This is a genomic window from Streptomyces sp. NPDC056738, from assembly GCF_042790435.1.
In the GTDB taxonomy this organism is placed as follows: Bacteria; Actinomycetota; Actinomycetes; order Streptomycetales; family Streptomycetaceae; genus Streptomyces.
The window spans coordinates 402,685-423,204 of the sequence record NZ_JBHTZF010000005.1; the positions used below are offsets into that span (position 1 = coordinate 402,685).

Genomic DNA, 20,520 nt, shown 5'->3' on the forward strand with positions numbered 1-20,520 from the left:
CGGGACGGAGAAATCAGCGTCGGCACTTGTGCCCCATTGTTCCGGTTCGGTGTCAGGCGGGCCAAGGTGCTGGCAGGGGGTGTGCGCAGCGGCGAGGATCATTTGCCATGAGAGACGGGGGTCGGCGGCTCGGGCAAGCCGTGGTTGCTTCGAGTGCGGCCGCCGGGGTGTGGCTGCTGGTGACGGCACTCCGCGGTGGCTGGGATGCCGCCGATCCCGTCGCAAGTGTCCTGGGCGGCGGTGCGGGCATCGTCGCTCTGATGGCGTCCTTGGGGTTCGGCCCTGGTGCCGCGGGGGCGATGGGAGATCCACCGCCCCCGCCGGCGCCCGCCGTTCCCGCCTGGGTCGTCGACCGGGACGAGATGGAGGAGGTCGTTGCCGCAGTCTGCGGACAGACCGGAAGAGGTGGGGCGTTCGGCAGTCGGCACGCGCGCCGGGGTCACAGGGCGCCGGTCGGCATCACGACCGGATTGCACGGCGCGGGCGGCTTCGGCAAGACGACACTGGCGCACATGGTGTGTGCCCATCCGAAGGTCCGCCGAGCCTTCCGCGGCCGCATCTACGTCGTCACGGTCGGACGTGATGTGCGCGGCCGGGCGGCGATCGCCGCGAAGGTCGCCGAGGCGACGCGTTTCATCACCGGCGACACCCTCGAATCCGGTGACGACCCGGGCCGCGCCGACGACCATCTCGGCCGCCTGTTGGCCAAGCGGCCGCGCACCCTCCTGGTGATCGACGACGTCTGGGAGCCGGAGCAGTTGGAGCCGTTCCTGCGCGGAGCTCAGGAGCGCTGTGTACGACTGGTGACGACCCGCAGACCTGCCGTCCTGCCGCCTGACGCGATACGGGCTGTCGTCGACCGGATGTCGTCCGCGCAGGCGAGAGCCGTCCTGACGTATGAACTGGCGCCTGCCCTGCCGGACCCCTTGGCGATCGACCTGGTCAAGGCGACGGGAAGTTGGGCCTTGTTGCTGCGGCTGGTCAACCAGTTGATCGCGGTTCAGGCCGCCACGGGTGTGCAGCCCGCCACGGCCGCGCGCGCGATCCTCGACCGGCTGCGGGCGCTCGGGCCGACCGGCGCCGATCCCGAAATGCCCTTGGACCTGGACGACCCCGTCCGACGCAACACCGCCGTGCGGGCGAGCATTCAAGCGGCCACCGAACTGCTGCCGGGAGACGGCGGCCGCAGATTCGCCGAGCTGGGGATCTTCGCCGAGGACGAGGCCGTTCCGTTGCCGCTGGTCGCCATGTTGTGGCGGGTCACCGCCGGCCTCGGCGAGCCCGCAGCGCGCCGGCTCTGCATGCAGATGGCCGATCTGTCGCTGCTCGCCATCGACCGGTCCGTCAGCGGCGGTGCCATCGCGCTGCACGACGTCGTTCGCGACTACCTGCGTGTCGAACTGGGGGCCGCTGTCTCCCAGGTGAACTCGGCGCTGCTCGACGCGGTTGCGGCGGAACTGCCGCCCAGCAATGGCAGCTCTCAGAGACCGTCGTGGTGGCGGACGACCGACGGCTACCTGCAGGACCACCTGGTCGAGCACCTGCTGGACGCGGGCCGCACGGCGGAAGCCGAGTCGGTGGCCGGCGATGTGCGGTGGATACAGGCCAGGCTTCGCCGACGCGGCCCCACAGCACCTTGGCGCGACCTCGACCGCATCGCCAGTCCGACGGCCCGGGCGCTGGCCGGTGACCTGGCCCGCGCCGCCCATCTCCTCTCGCCCACAGACCCGCCGCACGCCCTGGACTCGGTACTGAGCAGTCGGCTGGCCGCCCTGCGACTCGTCAACTCCCGGCCGCCCGCTGCCGCATACCCCGCCCTCATCAACCGGTGGCTTCCCCCTGACCTGCCCGATCGATCCCTGCTGCGTTCCCTCACCGGAAGCAGTGGCGAGGTCCGGGCGGCTGCCTTCAGCCCGGATGGGACGGCACTGGCCACGGTTGGCGACGACCGGTGCGTACGACTGTGGAACCCGGCGACCGGCGTCGCCCTGCGCACTCTCTCCGGGCACGAAGGCAGGATCAGGGCCGTGGCCTTCAGCCCAGATGGCTTGCTCCTCGCCACCGCCGACGACAGCCGTGTACGGGTGTGGAACTCCGCCACCGGCGCAGCCCTGCAGACACTGAAGGGCCACGAGGGCCACGCGAACGCGGTGGCCTTCAGTCCCGACGGGAGCTTGCTCACGGGCGTTGCCGAGGACGGTTGTGTGCAAGCCTGGGACCCGGCGACAGGACACGCGATGCGTCGTCTGAGCGACCGCGTCGGAGGAATCTGGGCCGTGGCCTTCCACCCGGATGGAACGCTGCTCGCCACCGCCGACGACGACGGGTGGGTCCGGATCTGGGACGCGGCCACCGGGACCTCAGTACGTTCCCTCGGCGACCAGATCGGCGGAAGGGCGGTGGCCTTCAGCCCCGACGGAAGGATCCTGGCGACCGCGGGAGAGGACCGGCGCGTACGGCTCTGGAATCCGTTCACCGGTGAAGCGATGCGGACCCTTCCAGCCCACGGGGGCTACGTGAATGTCGTGGCCTTCAGTCCCGATGGAGCGCTCCTGGCCACGGCGGGCTACGACCGAGCCGTACGGATGTGGAATCCGGTGACCGGTGACGTCCTACGGACCCTGACCGGTCACGAAGGGGGTGTGAACACCCTGGCGTTCAGTCCCGACGGGGCTCTGCTCGCCATCGCCGGTCATGATCGGGCCGTACGGCTCCGGGACCCGGCGACCAGTATTTCCTCGGGCAGTTCGGTGGGCATACGAGAGCTGGCCGTCGCGGCGGGCCCGCGGCTCGCCACGGCCGATGAGGACGGGTGCGTACGGCTCTGGGATTCGTCCACCGGAAGGTCCTCGCGCGTCCTCACCGAATACATCAGAGGTGTTCGAACCGTGGCGTTCAACCCGGACGGGACGCTGCTCGTCACCGTTGGGGAAGACGGTCAGATGTGGGTCTGGGACCCGGAAACGGGCATGACCGTCCGGACATTCGGCAACGACGGCATCCGGGGCGTCCGGGCCGCGGCCTTCAGCGCCGACGGCGGCATGCTCGCCACAGCCGATGACTACGGGAGGCTGCAGGTCTGGGACGTGGCCGAGGGCCGGGTCCGGGACACGATGACGAGTACCGCGTATGGCGTGCGCCTGCTGGCCTTCAACGCGGACCGGAGCGTACTCGCGGCCGTCGGCGATCGAGGTGCCGTCCACCTCTGGGAACCGGGCACGGGCCATGTGGGGCGTGTACTACGTCATGACGGGGCGCAGACCGTACGAGCCGTGGCGTTCAGCGCCGACGGGAACCTGGTCGCGGTCGCGGGTGACGACGGAACCGTACGCCAGTGGAACCCGATGTCCGGGGCCGCACGGCACACACTGAACGGGCACGAAGGCTCCGTCAACGCGTTGGCGTTCAGCGGCCCGCGGTTGGCGTCGGTCGGCGAGGACGGGACGATACAGGTGTGGGACCCCGCCACCGCGACCGTGGTGACCCAGATGCGCGCGGACAGTCCACTGCGGTGCTGCGCGTGGAGCCCGGACGGCCGCACGCTGTTCGCGGGCGGACGGGGTGGTCTGTTCGGTTACGACTTCGACCCCGGATTGAGCGGGTCATGAAACGGGCCGCGGTATCTGCCAAGGGCCGATGACCGGCAGCCGAACGTGGATCGGGGCGTCGGCATAGGACCCACTCCAGGGGCGCGGACGCCGAAGACGGACAGCGGGGTCGGTGACTGCGATGCCGAGAACGGCCGTCCCGCGTCACGACACCGCGGCATCCCGATAGTGCCCCAGGTACCGGAACGCCCCGTCGACGGCCTTGAACTCGAACATCGCGTCGTGGTTGTAGCCGTACCCCGACTCGTACTTGACCGTGCGGGTGATGCCGGCATACGTGATCTGGGGCAGTCGGCGGGCGACCGCGCCCCGATCCGTCAGTGGGGTGCCGTCCTTGTCGCACGCCTCGGCCAGGAACACGTCGCTCGCTGGCCCGATGCCGTCCCCGCCCCGCCCCTCGGCCTGCTCGGGAGACAGGTAGCCGGGTGTGCCGACCACCATCCCGGTCGCCCTGAGCGTGTGGTCCTCTGGTGCGCGGGCGATGCCGAAGTCGATGAGTTGAGGCCCGTCATGGGCGATCAGCAGGTGGACGGGGAGACGGACGTGGTGGCCGTTGGTGAGCCGGATGCGGCTCCGGCGGATGTCGGAGGTGCCGAGGATGAGCCTGGAGCCCCCTCACGACATGAGGTCGAGGGTCGTGGTCGCGCCCGACGCCTAGATCCAGTTCGCCCATCCGAAGGTGAAGTGGTAGGACAGCCGGCAGGCATCCACACCCCGGACGCCTCGGACGAACATGACCGCAAGAGTCGTCAAGAACGGCGCGCAGAAGGCCCCGACCAGGAGGCCTCCGAAAACGGGACCCATGGAGAGGCCCAGGACCACACCGGCGGCGAGATCGACGCCGACCCGAACTGCGCGGCGGGCAAGTGGGCGCGGGTGGCCTCCCTCATCTCCGCACGCATGGCCCTCATGTCGGACTCGCATCGCTCCCGCGCCGCTTCTGGATCGGCCGCGGATCCTTCAGGCCACTGCTGCACCGGGATTCCCCCGTTCGCCGGTCGGAGCTCAACTGTGCCTCGTATGGCCCGTACGAGCCATCAAAGGGGCGCTTGACGAGACGGCGATCCGAGGCTGGCCCGGCACCGCGTCGGGTCGTCGGCGAGGCCTGCCGGGCCCGACTCGGCGCATCCTTCTCCCAAACGACCGTGGGCCATGATCCAAGTCACTCTCGAGCCGCGTTTCACGGCGACTGGTTTGTGGGGTAAAACGTAGGTCGGGTGCCGTCCGGTGACGGTCGGCCCCGTCTCATGGACCAGCCGGGGGTGTTCCTCGGCGATATCGAAGGACAGCAGTATGGCCAGCGGCACCGTGAAGTGGTTCAACTCCGAAAAGGGCTTCGGTTTCATCGAGCAGGACGGTGGCGGCCCCGACGTGTTCGCCCACTACTCGAACATCTCCGGCAACGGCTACCGTGAACTGGTAGAGGGCGAGAAGGTCTCCTTCGACGTCACCCAGGGCCAGAAGGGCCCCCAGGCGGAGAACATCGTCCGCGGCTGACCCAGGTCACAGCGGAAGGCGGGGCCCGGCTTTGGCCGGGTCCCGCTGTTCTCAGAGGGCGGTCTGTTCCCACTCCCAGGGCTTGGCGTGGATCTCCCGCAGCAGTGCGGCGAAGGTGTCGCCGTCGAAGAGCGGGCCGTTGTAGTCCGCCGGGATCCTCTTGTCGTTGATCACGGCGGTGGGTGTCCCCGGCCCTCCGGGGTCCTTCGCACCCCTGCTCGTTCGTACGCCTTCTCCGAGGCGGTGACGAAGGAGCGGTATTTCATGCTCTTGACGGCCGCATTGAACCTCGGACCGCGCAGTCCCTCCACCTGGCCAGCCAATTCCAGCAGGCGGGCATCGGTGAACCCATCGACGCTCTCCTCGGGCTGGTTGGCGTAGAGCACCTCGTGGTACTCCACGAACTTGCCCTCCTCCAGCGCCGCCCGCAGCGCATTCACCGCCCTCTTGGAGCCGCTGCCGCCGAACCGGTCGTCCAGGAAGGACGCCAGGGTGTACTCGGTCGCCGCCCTGCGGGCGAGCATCTCCTCCCGCAGCCTCGGGGAACCGCCGATGGTCTCGAACTCCTCACACACCGGGCACCGCGGGTCCTCGTACAGGCGCACGGTCACCTTCGCGTCCGGATCACCCACCAGGATGCCGGTGCCGTCCTCGCCGAGCTCGTCGGGCAGTTTTCCGCGCTCTCGAACACGGGCTTGGCCTCGGCCTCGACCGCCCGGTGCCCGCACCCCGCCACCGCCAGCACCGTGGCCACGCACAGCACAGCCCACCGCCCCCCCCCCCCCCCACGCACCATGCGTCATCCCCTCCCGAAGAGATCAGCCAGACCTTGGATCATCTGTGCGGCAGGCTCACAGCTCATTTCCGCCAGGGGGCTGCAGGGTGCTCGCGACTTCGACACCGCAGGTCGGCGATACCAGCGAACCGTCGAGCGAGGCGCGGGATCGTCTGCCCATGCCCTTCCGTAACGCGTCCAGGCCCGCTTGCCGCTACCGGGATAAATCGCAGTGCTCCGGCCTTCCGGCCGGGGGTGAACGATCGACAACGGTGCTTCTTCGAGGCGCGTCAGGTGTCGGTCGGTGAATACCTTGTGCCGGTATTTCGTGACGAGGACCAAGCAGGCGTGAAGCGCGAAGGCGCAGCGCCTGCTTGTCAGAATGACTGCATGTCGGCTGTCACTCGGTATTGGTACGGTCTGTGAGATGCAGCTCCGGTACACCTTCCGTATCGAGCCGGGCCCCGGCCAACGCTCAGCGTTGGCAAGGGCGTTCGGCTGTGCGCGGGTGGTCTACAACGACGGCTTGCGGGCGAGGGAGACCGCCCGCTCGCGGGGTCTGCCTTTCCTGAAGACCGGCGACCTGTCCAAAGCGCTGATCACCGACGCCAAGCAGACGCCCGAGCGGGCGTGGCTGGGCGAGGTGTCCGCTGTGGTGTTGCAGCAGTCGCTGCGGGACCTGGACGCCGCGTACCGGAACTTCTTCGACGGGCTGGAGGGCAAGCGTCCGCGCGTGAGCGCACCGCGTTTCAAGTCGAAGCGGGACAACCGGCAGGCCGTCCGTTTCACGGCGAATGCTCGCTGGTCTCTGACGTCCGGCGGGAAACTGCGCCTGCCGAAGATCGGCGACGTCAAGGTCCGCTGGTCCCGTCCGCTGCCCTCGACGCCGTCCTCGGTGACTGTGGTCAAGGACGCAGCGGGCCGGTACTTTGCGTCCTTCGTCATATCGACCGACCCGTCCGAGATGCTGCCCGAGACGACGGGCGCAGTGGGTATCGATCTCGGCCTGACGTACTTCGCGGTCCTGTCCGACGGCCGCAAGATCTCCTCTCCGAAGTTCTTCCGCCGCGCGGAGAAGAAACTCCGTAAGGCCCAGCAGAACCTCGCCCGCAAGACGCGAGGGAGCGGGAACCGGAGGAAGGCGGTCGTGAGGGTCGCGCGGGCTCACGCCCGGGTTGCAGACGCACGACGGGACTTCCACCACAAGCTGTCCACGACGCTGATCCGCGAGAACCAAGCGGTGTACGTCGAGGACTTGCCGGTGAAGGGTCTGGCCCGCACACGTCTGGCTAAGTCCGTGCACGACGCGGGCTGGTCGGCGTTCGTGTCGATGCTGGAGTACAAGGCCGCTCGGTACGGGCGCACCTTCACCCGCGTGGACCGGTTCTTCCCGTCCTCGCAGCTCTGCTCTGCCTGCGGCGTCAAGGACGGTCCCAAACCCCTCGAAGTTCGGGAGTGGACGTGCCGGGCATGCGGGGCCGTCCACGACCGGGACGTGAACGCTGCCCGAAACGTCCGTAGGGAGGGATCCAAGGTCGCCGCCGGACAGGTGGAGACCCAAAACGCCTGTGGAGCGCAGGTAAGACCGGTACTCGTACCGGCGCAGCGCGCAATCCGCACCCGGGTGCGGAAGAAGCAGGAACCCACTCGAAGCTGCCAGCCGACCGGCTGGGTGCAGGCGGGAATACCCGGCCTTTAGGCCGGGGAGGGTGTCAAAGGCCGCGCAGTGCCTCGGGATCGGGACAGGTCGTCATAGGCCGACCAGCATTCGACGCTGCCGTCGTCATCCAAGTTGCCCATGTACCAGTCGTCGTCACTGACCGGCTTCACCAGGCACAGGCTGTGAAACCCGAGAACGATCTGCGGGTGAATCACCTCGTCGGAGGCCCCGGGTTCGGCCAGCCATTTCACCGCCCGGTTCGGATCCAGAGCGACAGCCTCTCGGTCCCCGGACACGTCGCGGATCTGCTGAAGGGACCATCCCGGGGTATCTGTGGGTCTGCCATCCCTCGATGCTCGCACCCATCGGTTGTGGGGCACCAAGTCTGGGATCCGAATGACGGGCCGCGCTGCTGTTGATTACGGCCGCTTCCGGTTGGGCCGACGACGAGCGCGCGGCGCTTAAGGTCATCACCATCGCGGCCAACGTCAACCACGTCACCCAGACCCTCGCCCCCGTCGACGGCCTCCCGCCCGTCGCAGGCCGCCCCGGCCGGCCACGCCGCCGACCCGAGGCACTGCTCGGGGACAAGGGCTACGACTCGAACCCCAACTGCGACGAGCTCCGCAAGCGCCGGATCCTGCCGGTCATCTCCCGCAAGGGCGCGCCCCGAACATCAAGGGCCTGGGCAAACTCCGCTACGTCGTCGAGCAGGCCTTCGCCCTGCTGCACCAGTTCAAGCGGCTCGCCGCGCGGTGGGAACGCCGAACCGATTCCACGACGCGTTCGTCTCCCTCGCCTGCAGCCTCATCTGCTGGAGGCGCCTCAAGAAGGCCGGATCATGATCGTGTCACGAGCTCTAGATGTCATCCCATTTGGTAAGTCTGTGCGACGATTCGTCGGCCAGTGGGACGTCATGAGCGGGGGCGACGGTCGATGGAGTACGTCAATCTCGATGCGCAGCTTGGCGACCTGTCAGGGGTCTTGGACCCGGCTCGCTACCTTAGCCACCTGCCTTCGATCTCCGGTGACCTGCCGCCAGGCGCCCAGTCCTTCGCTACGGACGCGGATCACTACGACTTCCGCAGCAGGCGATGTGTGAAGGACCTGACGCTCCGGGCCGTCCGGGGTGTCGGCGGCGAGGAGATGGAGGTCGAGTTCCAGCACAACTGCTGGAAGCACGACCAGGACTTGCTGATCCGCTACGCGGGGGTGTCCGGCTCCGCCATCCATCCCGTCGACGAGGACCGGGGAACGGACCTCGGGACGGTGATTCTCGACGAGATCTTGCCGCACAGGGATGGCTGCAGCCATGAGATTGCTTGCTGGGAGGGCACTCTCACCATTGTCTGCCGTGACCTCCAAGCGACCTGGACTGAGACCGTCTGCTCGAGCGAGTCGTAGACGCCTCAGGTCGTGGGGATTGTTGAACGGCTGGTGCCGGATGAGCTGTGGGAGCTGTTCCAGCGGGTGGTGCCGGAGGCCCCGTCTCGGCCTCAGGGCGGTGGCCGGCGTCGGCATGGCGACCGGGAGGTCCTGGCGGCGATCGTGTTCGTGGCGACGTCGGGCTGCACGTGGCTGCAGCTGCCGACAGCATCTTTCGGGCTGTCAGGGGCAAGGGCTCATCGGCGGTTCAGTGAGTGGTCGCAGGCCCGGGTGTGGGCCAAGCTCCACCGCGTGGTGCTCGACGAGCTCGGTGCCCGAGGCGAGCTGGACTGGTCGCGCTGTGCGATCGACTCAGTGAACATGCGGGCCCTGAAAAGGGGGACCTGACAGGTCCGAATCCTGTGGACCGGGGCAAGTACGGTTCAAAAATCCACTTGATCACCGAGCGGACGGGTCTGCCTATTTCCGTCGGAATCTCGGGCGCGAACCTGCACGACAGGCAAGCATGATCCCCCTGGTCAACGGCATTCCGCCGACAGCTCCCGCCGTGGACGCAGGCGGTGCAAGCCGGGAAATATCCATGCGGACAAGGGATACGACTACCCTCACCTGCGGCGATGGTTACACGGACGCGACATCACCCACCGCATCGCCCGAAAAGGGATCGACTCCTCGCAGCGGCTGGGCCGCCACCGGTGGACCACCGAACGCACCATGTCCTGGCTCGCCGGCTGCCGACGCCTCCACCGGCGCTACGAACGCAAAGCCGACCACTTCCTCGCCTTCACCAGCATCGCCTGCACCCTCATCTGCTACCGCAGACTCACCAAAAGAGATGACGTCTTATTGCGACTGCTTGAACTACTGGGCCAGCTCTTTGCGCCGGTGGCGGACAAAGCCGCGTGCAACATCGTTGACATCAATTAGCGATGTCAGCCGACCCGCACCCCTCCGCGTCGTCACGCAGTTAGGCACTCGACGCTTTCTGTAGGTTCACGACACGAACCTGTTTCGTGCCACTGGTGCCAGTGCCAGTCAAAATGCGCCTATGCGGTCCCGTTGCGTATCAGGAGAGCCGTATAGGCCGCCTCGGAAATTCGCGCCGCCTCGGTGCCTTGCGGAGCAAGGTCGAGGAATGATCGCGTCGGACCGTGTTGAATGATTCGACCGCCATTTAGAACGGTAACGTGATCTGCCTCTTCAGCAAGGTCCGCAATGTCGTGAGTAGACAGAAGAACTCTCACGCCATCAGCCGCGAGGCCGTTCACGATATCGCGGAATACGCGACGCTGATGTGGATCCATTCCTGCAGTGGGCTCATCAAGAAGCAGGACTCGGGCGTCATGAACAAGCGCTCCAGCCACACCCACACGCCGCATTTGCCCACCTGATAGCGCAGATACCTTTACATCGAGTCTATCCAAGAGATTCACGCGCTGGAGAGCGTGACGTGCCGAATTCCAGGCATCCGACTTTTTCATGCCTTTCAGCCATCCGACATAGGATACCCATTCTCGTGCGGTCAATGAAGCAACAGATGTGATTTCCTGAGGCATCCAGGCCACCGCCCGACGAAAGGCGGCATTTTGAGCCGACATGGAATCGAGATTCACTTTTCCAGAGCTGGGGCGGATAACAGATGCAGCAACTTTGAGGAACGTTGACTTACCAGCCCCGTTAGGCCCCAAAAGGACGGTAAGGCCGTCGGCCAAGGTATAACTCAGGTTCTCAATAACTGGCGAGCGCCGACGCCCGTACGCGTAGGTGCAAGATTCCAGTCTCAGCGTCATATCATTCTCCTTGAAGTGCACAGTTGTAGAAGTAGCCCTGCAACGAATACGCCTACGCAAGCTATTGAAGCAACGGAATTACTTGTCGGCTCAAGCACTACCGTCCAAAATCGCGGTTCCCGATTTTTTGTGTAACCGATAAATACAACCGTAAGCAGCCAAGCAACAGGGATCATCACTGCGTACTGCCTGCAAACGGGACGCGCGCAAAGCGTCAGACCTACCAGAAAGAACGTATTGCGTCCAACGGCGGTGGCTCCATCGACCTCAGCAACAATCTTCAATATGCTGCTCAGCGCCATAGTGCTGAGCAGCACGATGGTTGAGAGGGCGACATCCAGGAAAGCCACGTTTCGCACGCCCGATACCTCAGCGAAACCCAGCCTTGATTCGAGGCAATTGGCGAGAAGAGCGACCACAGGGATTGGCACAAAGAGAGCGATAACTACTTCGCCTGCACCACCAATAGCGGGAAGGATGACGTAGTTATCTTGCACCAAGAGGAGCAGCAAAGCGTAGGAGATCAGAATCGCTGGAAGAATGGTGTGCACCCTGCGCGCTTTAAGCCACAACACTACGACTCCTTACCGCACGCGGCCGCGAGTGTGCCATAATACCAATTGGCTTGTTCCTGGCGCGATTTCTTGAGTACCTGACGAACAGTGCCGTGCACCTGGCGCTCTATGAGCTTTGTCTCCGCCGTCACCTCCTCTTGCGCAACACGTGCTTCGTACGCCCCCTGCTGTCCTGTCACTGACGCGGCCCAGTACCAGGCGGCATGTCCACGCAACAAATCGACGTTTGTGCATGGGAAACGCACTGCAGCGGTGGCGATCTGGAATCTCACCCGGTCTTGTCGGGCGGAGGTGGTCAAATTGAGATGCCAGATGCGGTTGCTGGAAGTTTGCGGAAAGCGCCCCTCGGCATAACTGTCCATGATTCGGGATGGGAGTTCCTCCATCCCGTGATCCTTCAAGGCGTCGAGAACTTCTGAAGCATCACGCTGAACGGTAGAAGCCATTTTGGCCGTCGCTTCGGGCATACAGACCATCGGCTCTTGACCGACGCAGCGCATTGACACCTGTCCAGCCAGCAGAGGTGGGTCGTGAGGCCAGTTGTGCGAGATCCCGTAGGCACCACCCATTCCGCCTACAGCAACAGCAGTAGAAATTACGATTCTCAGGAATGTCGCCCTTATTGGGAGCCAGAGAATAGAAAGAGCGAGAGATATGCCTCCAGCAAACAGTATCGGTGGAGTAATTGCCATCACGCTCGGAACCTCGCCGAAGACAAGGTCACTGAATAGGCCGGAAGTGTGCCTGATCCAGTAAGGCTGGACAGATCTGGAAAACGCAATTACAACCCATAGCGTCACTGCCGTGATTGGAGCTGTAATGATGGGCTTCGTCTTCAATCCGATCGCGAATCCAATCATCGCGTATGCCAAACAGACCACCATAGCCATGGCGGGCAGGCGCAGACTATCCCAGCTGGGAAGGACTTCTGCTCGGATCAAGGAAATGGCTGGCGGCATGAGAATGACAAGCCACCCCGCGGAGATCACAGGTACGAGCACATTGAGGGCAATGGCAAAACGTGAGCGAGCTGGAGCCAGCTCCCAGACGCCTCCCGAGCGCAAACGGCCGCTCTCCCAAATTGCCATGCTGGCAGTCACTGCGTATGCAAGCGGGTAGAGCGTCATCAACGGAGCTGCTACCACGGCGGGTGCGAATCCGTCGAAACTAGATGGAGGAACCGTCTCACCCGTAAAGTAGTAAAACAGCGTGAGCAATATTACGACCGGTGCTGCTTTTATGGCAATCCCGGATCTCAATGCGACGCGAAATTTCATCTGAAACCCACTAACTTTGCGACCACATGGACGAGGGAGGGGCCGGCAGAAGAGCCACCCCCTCCCCATAATTCAAGGGCTAGTCAGCCTTGGTCGTGTCCACGTACACCTTCTCGACGTCGACCGTCGGACCCCCGACGGTCTTGCCGCCAATTGCCATGATCTGGAAGTAGTACTGTGCCGTGCCGGTCGGAATTTCCGACCATTCGCCATTGCTCGTTCCCGCGCCATAGCATGCAGTGAACGTCTTCTTGTCGTACGAGTCGTCAGGCCAGTTGTTGATCACACGCCACACCTGGACGTCGACGCTATCCGCGATGTACGACGTGTAGCCATTGTGGCAACCCGTGAACTGCACCTGGGTGTAGTCGCCATCACTCCAGCGCTGGGATTCGGCGTTGACCCCCTTGTTATCCCAGTTGTAGGCAGTCCAGTTAGCAAAGGCCAAAGGCGCCAAAGCCATGAGCCCCGTAGTTGCTACTGCCACGACGCCGACACGCGCTTTCTTATTCATCAAACCCCCTAGCCGCATCAGGGCACCTCTACAGGCATAGAGGTGCCCTGATTCAGCAATTTGATTGCAGTGTGCACACTTTGTGCAAGCGTGAAGTTGATCTTACAAGGAAGTTACGCCCTGCCTACATCTCCATGGATAACAAGTTGACATCCTGCCAATTTTGCGAGTTTAGAAATGTTTTATCGCCTACGTTGGCTATGCCCCTTTATCGTCACCTTGCATTTGATCTGCTCGGCCCAACTCATTTGCGGGAAACGTATCCGCTTATGTCGGGAATTAGAGAGCTGACCTACGCCGCCCAAATATGCAATCGAAGCATGAGATGCGGCAGCTTCTTACCGGTCGGGCAAATTTGTATGGCCGCGTCCATCTGCGGGCGCAAAGTCACCCGCAGTGGCTCCAAAGAGTCAAAGACCTCTTTGGAGCGAGCTTGGGCGACCGCGTGCCCGAAATGTGGCTTCCCCGGCTGGCGCGCTGGCCGTGTTGCCCGGTCAGCGCCCCAGTTCCCCGTAACAGCGGCTAACGGAATGAGCCTCGCGGGCTGACCTACAGAGATCCCGGCTCACCGTCGGCAATGAACCGCGTTAGGGATCCCTCCAGCAGCTCCAGAAACTGCCGCAGGTCGTCGGCTACCTTGTCGAGCTCGGGTTCGTCCAGTGATGCCGTCCGCGTCCGATGAACCGACCCATCAGAGCCCGCGACGTAGGAGAGGCCATCGCCGTTCGAGCCGATGGCCACCATCCGGTCCGCGGCGGCGACGACAGGCCCGTGCTCCTCGAGCCGCAGAAGGACGTCACTTGCCGCGTCGAGGAAGTATCCGTTGCCGATGTCCGACCAGGTCAAGTCACCAATGCAGTCGTAGAAAGTGACCAGGTCAGCCGGGATAGGGCCTGCTTGAGCGAGCGTGCGAGCCGCCGTTTGATCGTCGCGACCGGCCGGCCGGACCTCGTTGGTACCAGGAGGAAAGCCGTGCCGATGCTCGAACCCGTCCGTCATTGCCGCGAGAGTCCCGGAGACCCTCTCTGTCCACGAGGCCAGCCAGGCGGGTGAAAGTGAACGGTCACTCATGAGGCCGGATCATGGCATGAGTCACGGACATCCATGAGGTGACCAGCGGCCTTGTACCCCAACGTCAGCGCAATGCCGTGAGTTGCCGGTGAGTGATGAGGCAGCAGGCGAGCTTCAGGAACGCTTCGTGGATGTCGGCCCGCCGTTCCCACCGGATCCGCAGGCGTCGGAAGCCGTGCAACCAGGCAAAACTCCTCTCCACGACCCAGCGCTAGGTGCCCAGCCCGGTGCCGTGTCGGGTGCCGCGGCGGGCGATCGCGGGCACGATGCCACGGGCGCGAACCTGGTCGCGGTAGATGTCGTGGTCGTAGCCGCGGTCGGCGAACAGCGAGTCTGGCTTGCGGCGGGGACGGCCGACCCGGCCGCGGACCGGCGGGATCGCGTCGAGTAGGGGCAGCAGTTGGGTGACGTCGTTGCGGTTGCCGCCGGTCAGCAGGACAGCCAGCGAGGTGCCGTGCCCGTCAGTGATCAAGTGATGTTTGGAGCCGGCTCGGCCCCGGTCGACCGGCGAGGCGCCCGTCTGGCTCCCCCTTTTAGACGTCGTTTCTGATGGCTTGCTCTTTGGGCTCGGCAGACACGGCTCAGGGAGGCATGAATCGGTCCAGCTCGTGTGACTTCCCGCGCAGGTTGGCTGACCACGCCTCATGATCAGGCGGTGGATGGCTCGGGAGTTGGATGTCCCTGAGTCCGTCATCCGCGGCGAATCCGGTCGAGTTCCAGTCCACCGCGACGCCAGCCCTCTCCGCGAGGACCAGCACCGTGGCGACGAATCCTTCGGATAGGGCGATCATGACGGCGTGGGTGATCTCGCGGTGCCGCACCAGTAGGGCATCGACGAATGCTTTGAAGTCGGCGGGGTCGATCTGGCACTCGTCGGCTTCCATCGGTCCGAAGCCGGAGGCCAGACCCAGTTCGGCTTCGTAGACGGCCACTTGGCGCAGGAACAGCCGAGAGGCGCCGTTGGACGGGTTCCACAGGGTCTGCTCGGCCATCTCGTAGTACTGGCTCACCGGGCCATCTCTCTCCTGGTCACAGGCACAGCCTAGTCAGCCGGCGATAGCCGCTTCGGGTTCACGAAGGAACGAGGCGGCGATGGCAGATGAGCGTGGCGGCGATACCCGCGAAAGCCAGGAAGTGCTCAGGCTTGCGTTCGTAGCGGCGGTGCAGGCGTCGGCACCCTGCCAGCCAGGACACGGTGCGTTCGACAACCCAGTGGTGTCGGCCCAGTCGGTGCGAGGATTCGACGCCTTTGCGGGCGATGCGGGGTGTGATGCCGCGCTTGCGGAGCCATCGTCGCAGTTGGTCGTAGTCGTAACCCTTGTCGCCGTGGAGCTTGGTCGGCTTGCGGCGACGCGGTCCGCGCCGTGAGCGGACGGGTGGAATGCCACGGACCAGTGGCTCCAGGCCCTGGCTGTCATGGAGGTTGGCGCCCGAGATGCCAATCGACAACGGAAGGGCGTTCCGGTCGGTGATCAGGTGGATCTTCGATCCCAACTAGCCGCGGTCAGTCGGATTCGGTCCGGTCAATAGCCCCCTTTGTCGCCCGCACGCTGACAGAGTCGATCGCGCAACGCGACCAGTCCAGGTCCCCGCGAGCACCCAGCTCATCAAGCACAACACGGTGGAGCCGGGCCCAGACCCGCTCCCGGTTCCACTGGGCGAACCGCCGGTACACCGTCTGCCAGCACGGCCCGAAGACCGGCGGCAACTGCCGCCACGTGCACCCCGACGTAGCCACGAACACGATCGCAGTCAGCACCTCACGATCACCGGCCCGACGCTTGCCGCCGCCCTGCGGACGTATCACCTCCGTCGGCGGCACCACCCGTCGAAACAGCTACCACAGCTCATCCGACACCAGGCGCTCGGCAAGACTCATCACGCAAAATCAACGAGCCGACGCAGCCATCAGAAACGATGTCTTAGCGCCCTGACGTGCGAGGAGTCGACAACGCAGCGGGACCAGTCCAGCCGAGAGGCCGCACTCAGCTCGGCCAGCAGGACCTCGTGCAACCGCTGCCAGACGCTGGCCTGGTTCCAGTCCCGTAAGCGGCGCCAGCACGTCATGCCCGAGCCGAAGCCAAGGTCTTGTGGCAGGTACTCCCACTGGATCCCGGTGTGCAGCACGTACAGGATCCCGCACACCTGCCGGTCCGGCAGCGGCTTGCGTCCCGGGTGCCGAAAGCGTCGCTCGCGCCGCGGCAAGAGCGGCTCCAGGCGGTCCCACAGCTCATCCGACACGATCCACGGCGACTTCCCCACACCGAACCGAACGCTCAACCACCGCCCTGGACACGGCCATCAGGACCGAGCCACCTCATTGTGTTAGCCGCTATTAGCGCAGTTCTCTCTTGACCGCACGGAGCAGGTCTGCCTGAAGGGGTTCCAGGTGTACCCACCAGTCCGGGTACTGCGTCGGGTCGCGGGCTACATCATGCAGTGCCCGGTTGTGTGCGATGAGGGGTCGTTGAAGATCGTCTGAACTAATGATCTCGACCTGCTTCTCGGCCAGCCAAAGTCGTTCAACAAGGCCCTTGATAGCTGATGCGGCTTCCCCGCGCTCCCGGGCATCCAACTCGCCTTGGAGTTTGTGTGCTGCCTCCAGATAGTTGGAGATCGCAGCCTTGACTTCGGCACGGTGTGCGGCGCGCCCCTCCTCGGCGACTCGTGCTCGCGACTCCCGGGCCGCGCTGCGCTGTACGAGCAATGTCGCTGCTGCACCAACACTCACACCGAGGAGGGGTACAAGGCCGACGACCAGGTCAGATGCTATTCCAGAACTCATCCGCTCAGTGTGGCTCTTGCGGGAGGCACCCCGGGGGTAGACCGAACGAAGTGGCCGACGCGCGGCCCGGATCAGGTCGGCTGCTTCGAGATCGGAGGCTTCCTCACACCAGTCACACGCGACCAGGGCACTTCAGCAAGATCCTGTTGTGAGCTATTCGTCGAAACTCAGTGACCCGGCCCAGGCCAGTCCAGGCTCGACGCAATTACCGATTCAGACGCGTGCCCTTGCTGCTGCATCCTCGTGGCGACGATCTGCTGTGCTGAAATGAGCTGACTTTCGCACAGGGCCTTCTTCATTTGCTCCACGCCCGTCCTGTTGGGTAGCGAGCCACAGTAACTGGTGGACTTCTGTACATGCCAGCTCAGGCTGTGGATCGCAGCTGCTGCCGGAGTAGCCGACATAGCAATTATCGCCAGGGTTGCAGCGCCCACCGGGAATCCGGCAGACAGCGCTCTTGCATGTTTCATTGTCAGGTACCTCCACGACTTGCATGCATCTAAGGCAGTTTGTTACGTACGACGCACACAGCATTACATACCTGTCTCATTCGCTTCAGGGTGAATTCGGCCATCCAGGCGGCGAGATTCAGTCATGAAAGCGAGAATTTAGCCACTCTGCTCGATGTGTAGAAACGGAGAGTGTCGCAATTCGCTCACCGTCAATAGGTGGAATCATGGGTTCCGAAAGTCGAAGGAACCTCCAGTCCGCACCGCTAAGAGCAGCAATTAGTTGGAACTTCTTCAGGATTTCCACCCTCCGAAATTTTCCGCTTTACCGGGGCCCTTTCGCGCGACCTCTGCTCTGCGATCTGCTGGGCAGCGGTGGGGTGCGGGAACCGCTCGCCCCAGCGGTGGGTCCGCTGGCTGTCACCGCGGATCCGCGGCTGCCTCCCGCCTAGTCGAACTCCGCGACCGTCTGCCGCTCGCGCTGTGCGTGGCCGGTTCCTGCATAGGGGACCGGCCTGGAAGGATCAGGACCAATGTCGAGGAGCCCGCTTAGCGAGGGCGCTTGGCGCGGCTGCGTGTCGAACGCCTCCTCGACCACTATCTGCAGAGTGTCGTCAACGCGGCCGCCGCATGCTGAATGACGAGTCCGGTGGTGACGAGGCGCCCCAGGGGCTTACGCGCCGAGGCGGTTGATCTCCCTGCTGTCCAGGACGCGCGGGCACTCCACCCCGGGCCGGGTGACCGCCAGCATCGCGCGGCCGAGGTGTTCGGTGGTCGTGGTGTGGGAGGGGGCGATGCGGCGGAGGACGGGGTAGAGCCAGGACACGAGGGTGTACATCACGCGGTAGAGGCGGGTCTTGGAGACGGCGCCGTGCAGAGGCTGGATGTAGCCCGGGCGGAACATGTACGCGTTCATCGGCATCGCCAACAGGGCGTTCTCGGTGCGGCCCTTGACCCGGGCCCACATCGTACGGCCGCGTTCCGTGCTGTCGGTGCCCTCGCCGGACACGTACGTGAAAGTGATGCCGGGGTTCTGCTCGCTGACGGCGCGGGCCGCGGTGAGGGTGAAGTCGTAGGTGATCCGGGTGTATTCGGCCTCGGAGCGGCCCGCGGCGGAGGTGCCGAGGCAGTAGAAGCAGGCGTCCAGGTTGCTGAGGTGCGGGGCGAGGGCGGACAGGTCGGTGAAGTCCTGGTGGATGACCTCGCGGAGCTTGGGATGGCTGACGCCGAGCGGGCTGCGGCTCACCACCAGGACGCCGGTGACCGAGGGGTCCAGGAGGCAGGCGCGCAGGACGCCGTGCCCGACCATGCCGGACGCGCCGAAGATGACGATGTTCAAGTGGGTCTCCGGGGAGGGGAGTCGGGGCATGGAGGTGTCAGTCGCGAAGGATCGCGGTGGCGGTGGCGACGACGGTGGCGCGGCGGCGTTCGCGGTCGGACTCCGGGCCCGGCGCGGGGATGAGAGGTGTGTTGCTCAGTGACAGGAGGATCATGAGGTCGAGCAGTTCCTCGGCGGGCAGCGTCGTGGTCAGGCGTCCGTCCTGCTGGGCCTGGGCGATCTTCGCTCGCTTGGCCAGGTGGCTGTCGACGACCGCCTGGGGCAGGGTGTGCTCGCTCCGTTCGAGCTGGCGCCAGGCGGCCAGGCGTACGACCTTGGGGTGCGCCTCGTAGTAGTCGTAGAGGCGCCCCACGTAACCGGGCAGATCGGACGGATCCAGCGGGACGGCGTCGACGATCTCGGTGACGAGCCGGCTGTAGACGGTGTCGAACAGGTCGACCTTGCTGCCGAAGTAGCGGTACAGCAGGGCGTTGTTGACCCCGGCGTTCTTCGTGATGCGGTCGACCCGCGCGCCGGCGATGCCGTACTGGGCGAACTCCTCGGTGGCGGCGTCGAGGATCTTGCGCCGGGTGTCGTCTGCGTTGCGGGCCATGCCTGGACTCTAAGTAAGTAGGTGCCCACTTGCAAAGCCGGGTGGCCCGTCCTACGGTCGATATGTAGGTAACCACCTACTTTCCTCGTCAGGAGATCCTCATGCCTGCATCCCAGACCTCCCGCACCTTCGGAGCGAGCACCACGGCAGCCGAGGTCATCGACGGCGTCGACCTGCACGGCCGCCGGGCCGTGGTGACCGGAGCCAGTTCCGGCATCGGTGTCGAGACGGCCCGGACCCTCGCCGCCGCGGGCGCCGACGTGACGCTGGCCGTGCGCAACACCGACGCGGGGACCCGTGTCGTGGCGAAGCTGGAAGCCGAACTGTCACCCTCGGCCGGGAAGCTGACCGTCGGACGGCTCGATCTGGCCGACCGATCGACCGTCGGCCAGTTCGTGGCCGGCTGGCGGGGCCCGCTGCACATCCTGGTCAACAACGCCGGGCTGATGGCTCCGCCCGAGCTCACCCGCACGCCCGACGGTCACGAGCTGCAGTTCGCCGTCAACCACCTGGGCCACTTCGCCCTCGCCACCGGCCTGCGCCGGGCGCTCGCGTCGGCCGACGGGGCGAGGGTCGTCTCGGTGAGCTCCATCGGGCACCTCTTCTCCCCGGTCGTCTTCGACGACATCGACTACCGCTTCCGGCCCTACGACCCGTGGACCTCGTACGGCCAGTCGAAGACCGCCAACGCCTTGTTCGCGGTCGGCGCCGCCGAGCGCTGGGCCGACGACGGCATCACCGCCAACGCCGTGATGCCGGGCAACGTCGGCGAGACGAACCTGTCCCGGACCACGGACATGGAGCAGGTGGGCGCCATGCTCGCCGCGGGGGCGTTCGCCCTGCCGCCGGGGAAGACGGTCGCGCAGGGCGCCGCGACCTCGGTACTGCTGGCCGCCTCGCCGACGGTCCAGGGCGTCACGGGCCGCTACTTCGAGGACTGCGCCGAGGCCCAGCCGGTCGCCGAGCGGGGCACCGCGGTCGCCGGCGTGGCCCCGTACGCCCTGAACGCGGACAACGCGGCACGGCTGTGGGCCCTGTCCGAGGAACTCGTGGGATAGCCCCTGCGCCGCGTGCGAGATCGCGTGACACCCGCTGGAGGCGAGACTGCCGGCTGTGCCGTGACCACAGCATCGACCCGCGACAGGACCGGACCTTCAACCGCAGCCCTGAACGGCCGTCAGCGCCACCTCAGTTCTGGGCGG

General features: G+C 65.2%; 18 protein-coding genes and 4 pseudogenes. 6 read left to right on the plus strand and 16 right to left on the minus strand.

Annotated features, from left to right (window positions below; translation table 11 throughout):
- Positions 1–179: 179 nt before the first annotated feature.
- Complete coding sequence (locus tag ACFRIC_RS15985) at positions 180–3,608, plus strand: NB-ARC domain-containing protein (RefSeq protein ID WP_382785305.1); 3,429 nt, start codon at positions 180–182, stop codon at positions 3,606–3,608.
- A gap of 144 nt (positions 3,609–3,752) precedes the next feature.
- Here ACFRIC_RS15985 and ACFRIC_RS15990 read toward each other — a convergent pair whose 3' ends face one another.
- Positions 3,753–4,049, minus strand: a complete 297-nt coding sequence (locus ACFRIC_RS15990; RefSeq protein WP_382785308.1) for a hypothetical protein — start codon at positions 4,047–4,049, stop codon at positions 3,753–3,755.
- Positions 4,050–4,901: 852 nt separating this feature from the next.
- On the opposite strand from ACFRIC_RS15990, the gene ACFRIC_RS15995 reads away from it, so the two are divergent.
- Positions 4,902–5,105 (plus strand): cold-shock protein, encoded by a 204-nt coding sequence (locus tag ACFRIC_RS15995; RefSeq protein WP_382785311.1) that lies wholly within the window; start codon positions 4,902–4,904, stop codon positions 5,103–5,105.
- Positions 5,106–5,156: 51 nt separating this feature from the next.
- Here the strand turns inward: ACFRIC_RS15995 and ACFRIC_RS16000 are convergent, their stop codons facing one another.
- Both ACFRIC_RS16000 and ACFRIC_RS16005 read right to left on the minus strand, forming a co-directional pair.
- Positions 5,157–5,279 carry a hypothetical protein gene (locus tag ACFRIC_RS16000; RefSeq protein ID WP_382785314.1) on the minus strand — a complete coding sequence of 41 codons (123 nt, stop codon included), beginning with the start codon at positions 5,277–5,279 and terminating at the stop codon, positions 5,157–5,159.
- Positions 5,276–5,737, minus strand: a complete 462-nt coding sequence (locus tag ACFRIC_RS16005) for a DsbA family protein (RefSeq protein ID WP_382785317.1) — start codon at positions 5,735–5,737, stop codon at positions 5,276–5,278. The genes ACFRIC_RS16000 and ACFRIC_RS16005 overlap by 4 nt, the downstream gene beginning before the upstream one ends.
- 570 nt (positions 5,738–6,307) lie before the next feature.
- Here ACFRIC_RS16005 and ACFRIC_RS16010 point away from each other — a divergent pair.
- A complete protein-coding gene (locus ACFRIC_RS16010) occupies positions 6,308–7,579 on the plus strand; it encodes an RNA-guided endonuclease InsQ/TnpB family protein (RefSeq protein WP_382785321.1) in 1,272 nt (423 codons plus the stop codon).
- On the opposite strand, the gene ACFRIC_RS16015 is transcribed toward ACFRIC_RS16010, so the two are convergent.
- Entirely contained in the window at positions 7,576–7,791 is a 216-nt protein-coding gene (locus tag ACFRIC_RS16015) for a hypothetical protein (protein ID WP_382785324.1), read from the minus strand. The genes ACFRIC_RS16010 and ACFRIC_RS16015 overlap by 4 nt on opposite strands.
- Positions 7,792–8,476: 685 nt before the next feature.
- On the opposite strand from ACFRIC_RS16015, the gene ACFRIC_RS16020 reads away from it, so the two are divergent.
- Both ACFRIC_RS16020 and ACFRIC_RS16025 read left to right on the plus strand, forming a co-directional pair.
- Positions 8,477–8,944, plus strand: a complete 468-nt coding sequence (locus ACFRIC_RS16020; RefSeq protein ID WP_382785327.1) for a hypothetical protein — start codon at positions 8,477–8,479, stop codon at positions 8,942–8,944.
- 18 nt (positions 8,945–8,962) lie between these two features.
- Positions 8,963–9,739 (plus strand): annotated as a pseudogene (locus tag ACFRIC_RS16025) (IS5 family transposase); the annotation flags it as partial.
- A 233-nt stretch (positions 9,740–9,972) separates the two neighbouring features.
- Here ACFRIC_RS16025 and ACFRIC_RS16030 read toward each other — a convergent pair.
- The 12 genes and pseudogenes from ACFRIC_RS16030 to ACFRIC_RS16085 all read right to left on the minus strand — a co-directional run bounded on the left by ACFRIC_RS16030 (position 9,973) and on the right by ACFRIC_RS16085 (position 19,318).
- Positions 9,973–10,716: an ABC transporter ATP-binding protein gene (locus ACFRIC_RS16030; protein ID WP_382785329.1), complete on the minus strand. Its 744-nt coding sequence runs from the start codon at positions 10,714–10,716 to the stop codon at positions 9,973–9,975.
- A complete protein-coding gene (locus ACFRIC_RS16035) occupies positions 10,713–11,267 on the minus strand; it encodes a hypothetical protein (RefSeq protein WP_382785332.1) in 555 nt (184 codons plus the stop codon). The genes ACFRIC_RS16030 and ACFRIC_RS16035 overlap by 4 nt, the downstream gene beginning before the upstream one ends.
- A 23-nt stretch (positions 11,268–11,290) precedes the next feature.
- Positions 11,291–12,568, minus strand: coding sequence for a hypothetical protein (locus ACFRIC_RS16040; protein ID WP_382785335.1), 1,278 nt, complete (start codon positions 12,566–12,568; stop codon positions 11,291–11,293).
- Positions 12,569–12,647: 79 nt separating this feature from the next.
- Positions 12,648–13,082: a hypothetical protein gene (locus tag ACFRIC_RS16045; protein ID WP_382785338.1), complete on the minus strand. Its 435-nt coding sequence runs from the start codon at positions 13,080–13,082 to the stop codon at positions 12,648–12,650.
- Between the two features lie 549 nt (positions 13,083–13,631).
- Entirely contained in the window at positions 13,632–14,081 is a 450-nt protein-coding gene (locus tag ACFRIC_RS16050) for an SMI1/KNR4 family protein (RefSeq protein ID WP_382785341.1), read from the minus strand.
- Positions 14,082–14,217: 136 nt separating this feature from the next.
- A pseudogene (locus tag ACFRIC_RS16055) lies at positions 14,218–14,682 on the minus strand (IS5 family transposase); the annotation flags it as partial.
- A gap of 52 nt (positions 14,683–14,734) precedes the next feature.
- Positions 14,735–15,163, minus strand: coding sequence for a DUF6086 family protein (locus tag ACFRIC_RS16060; RefSeq protein WP_382785344.1), 429 nt, complete (start codon positions 15,161–15,163; stop codon positions 14,735–14,737).
- Positions 15,164–15,224: 61 nt separating this feature from the next.
- A pseudogene (locus tag ACFRIC_RS16065) lies at positions 15,225–15,990 on the minus strand (IS5 family transposase).
- An 86-nt stretch (positions 15,991–16,076) separates the two neighbouring features.
- A pseudogene (locus ACFRIC_RS16070) lies at positions 16,077–16,415 on the minus strand (transposase); the annotation flags it as partial.
- A 73-nt stretch (positions 16,416–16,488) separates the two neighbouring features.
- Complete coding sequence (locus ACFRIC_RS16075) at positions 16,489–16,938, minus strand: hypothetical protein (protein ID WP_382785346.1); 450 nt, start codon at positions 16,936–16,938, stop codon at positions 16,489–16,491.
- 1,122 nt (positions 16,939–18,060) lie between these two features.
- Positions 18,061–18,726, minus strand: coding sequence for an NAD-dependent epimerase/dehydratase family protein (locus ACFRIC_RS16080; protein WP_382785349.1), 666 nt, complete (start codon positions 18,724–18,726; stop codon positions 18,061–18,063).
- Between the two features lie 37 nt (positions 18,727–18,763).
- Positions 18,764–19,318: a TetR family transcriptional regulator gene (locus tag ACFRIC_RS16085; protein ID WP_382785352.1), complete on the minus strand. Its 555-nt coding sequence runs from the start codon at positions 19,316–19,318 to the stop codon at positions 18,764–18,766.
- Positions 19,319–19,419: 101 nt separating this feature from the next.
- Between ACFRIC_RS16085 and ACFRIC_RS16090 the strand changes: the two genes are divergently transcribed.
- Positions 19,420–20,376 (plus strand): SDR family NAD(P)-dependent oxidoreductase, encoded by a 957-nt coding sequence (locus ACFRIC_RS16090; protein WP_382785355.1) that lies wholly within the window; start codon positions 19,420–19,422, stop codon positions 20,374–20,376.
- Positions 20,377–20,520: the final 144 nt, after the last annotated feature.

Bases quoted from the DNA above. Each gene is read 5' to 3' on its own strand.
- ACFRIC_RS16085 (WP_382785352.1), bottom strand. From the start codon at position 19,318: ATGGCCCGCAACGCAGACGACACCCGGCGCAAGATCCTCGACGCCGCC.
- ACFRIC_RS16040 (WP_382785335.1), bottom strand. From the start codon at position 12,568: ATGAAATTTCGCGTCGCATTGAGATCCGGGATTGCCATAAAAGCAGCA.
- ACFRIC_RS16045 (WP_382785338.1), bottom strand. From the start codon at position 13,082: ATGAATAAGAAAGCGCGTGTCGGCGTCGTGGCAGTAGCAACTACGGGG.
- ACFRIC_RS16075 (WP_382785346.1), bottom strand. From the start codon at position 16,938: ATGAGTTCTGGAATAGCATCTGACCTGGTCGTCGGCCTTGTACCCCTC.
- ACFRIC_RS15990 (WP_382785308.1), bottom strand. From the start codon at position 4,049: ATGGTGGTCGGCACACCCGGCTACCTGTCTCCCGAGCAGGCCGAGGGG.
- ACFRIC_RS15995 (WP_382785311.1), top strand. From the start codon at position 4,902: ATGGCCAGCGGCACCGTGAAGTGGTTCAACTCCGAAAAGGGCTTCGGT.
- ACFRIC_RS16050 (WP_382785341.1), bottom strand. From the start codon at position 14,081: ATGACGGACGGGTTCGAGCATCGGCACGGCTTTCCTCCTGGTACCAAC.
- ACFRIC_RS16020 (WP_382785327.1), top strand. From the start codon at position 8,477: ATGGAGTACGTCAATCTCGATGCGCAGCTTGGCGACCTGTCAGGGGTC.
- ACFRIC_RS16030 (WP_382785329.1), bottom strand. From the start codon at position 10,716: ATGACGCTGAGACTGGAATCTTGCACCTACGCGTACGGGCGTCGGCGC.
- ACFRIC_RS16010 (WP_382785321.1), top strand. From the start codon at position 6,308: ATGCAGCTCCGGTACACCTTCCGTATCGAGCCGGGCCCCGGCCAACGC.
- ACFRIC_RS16090 (WP_382785355.1), top strand. From the start codon at position 19,420: ATGCCTGCATCCCAGACCTCCCGCACCTTCGGAGCGAGCACCACGGCA.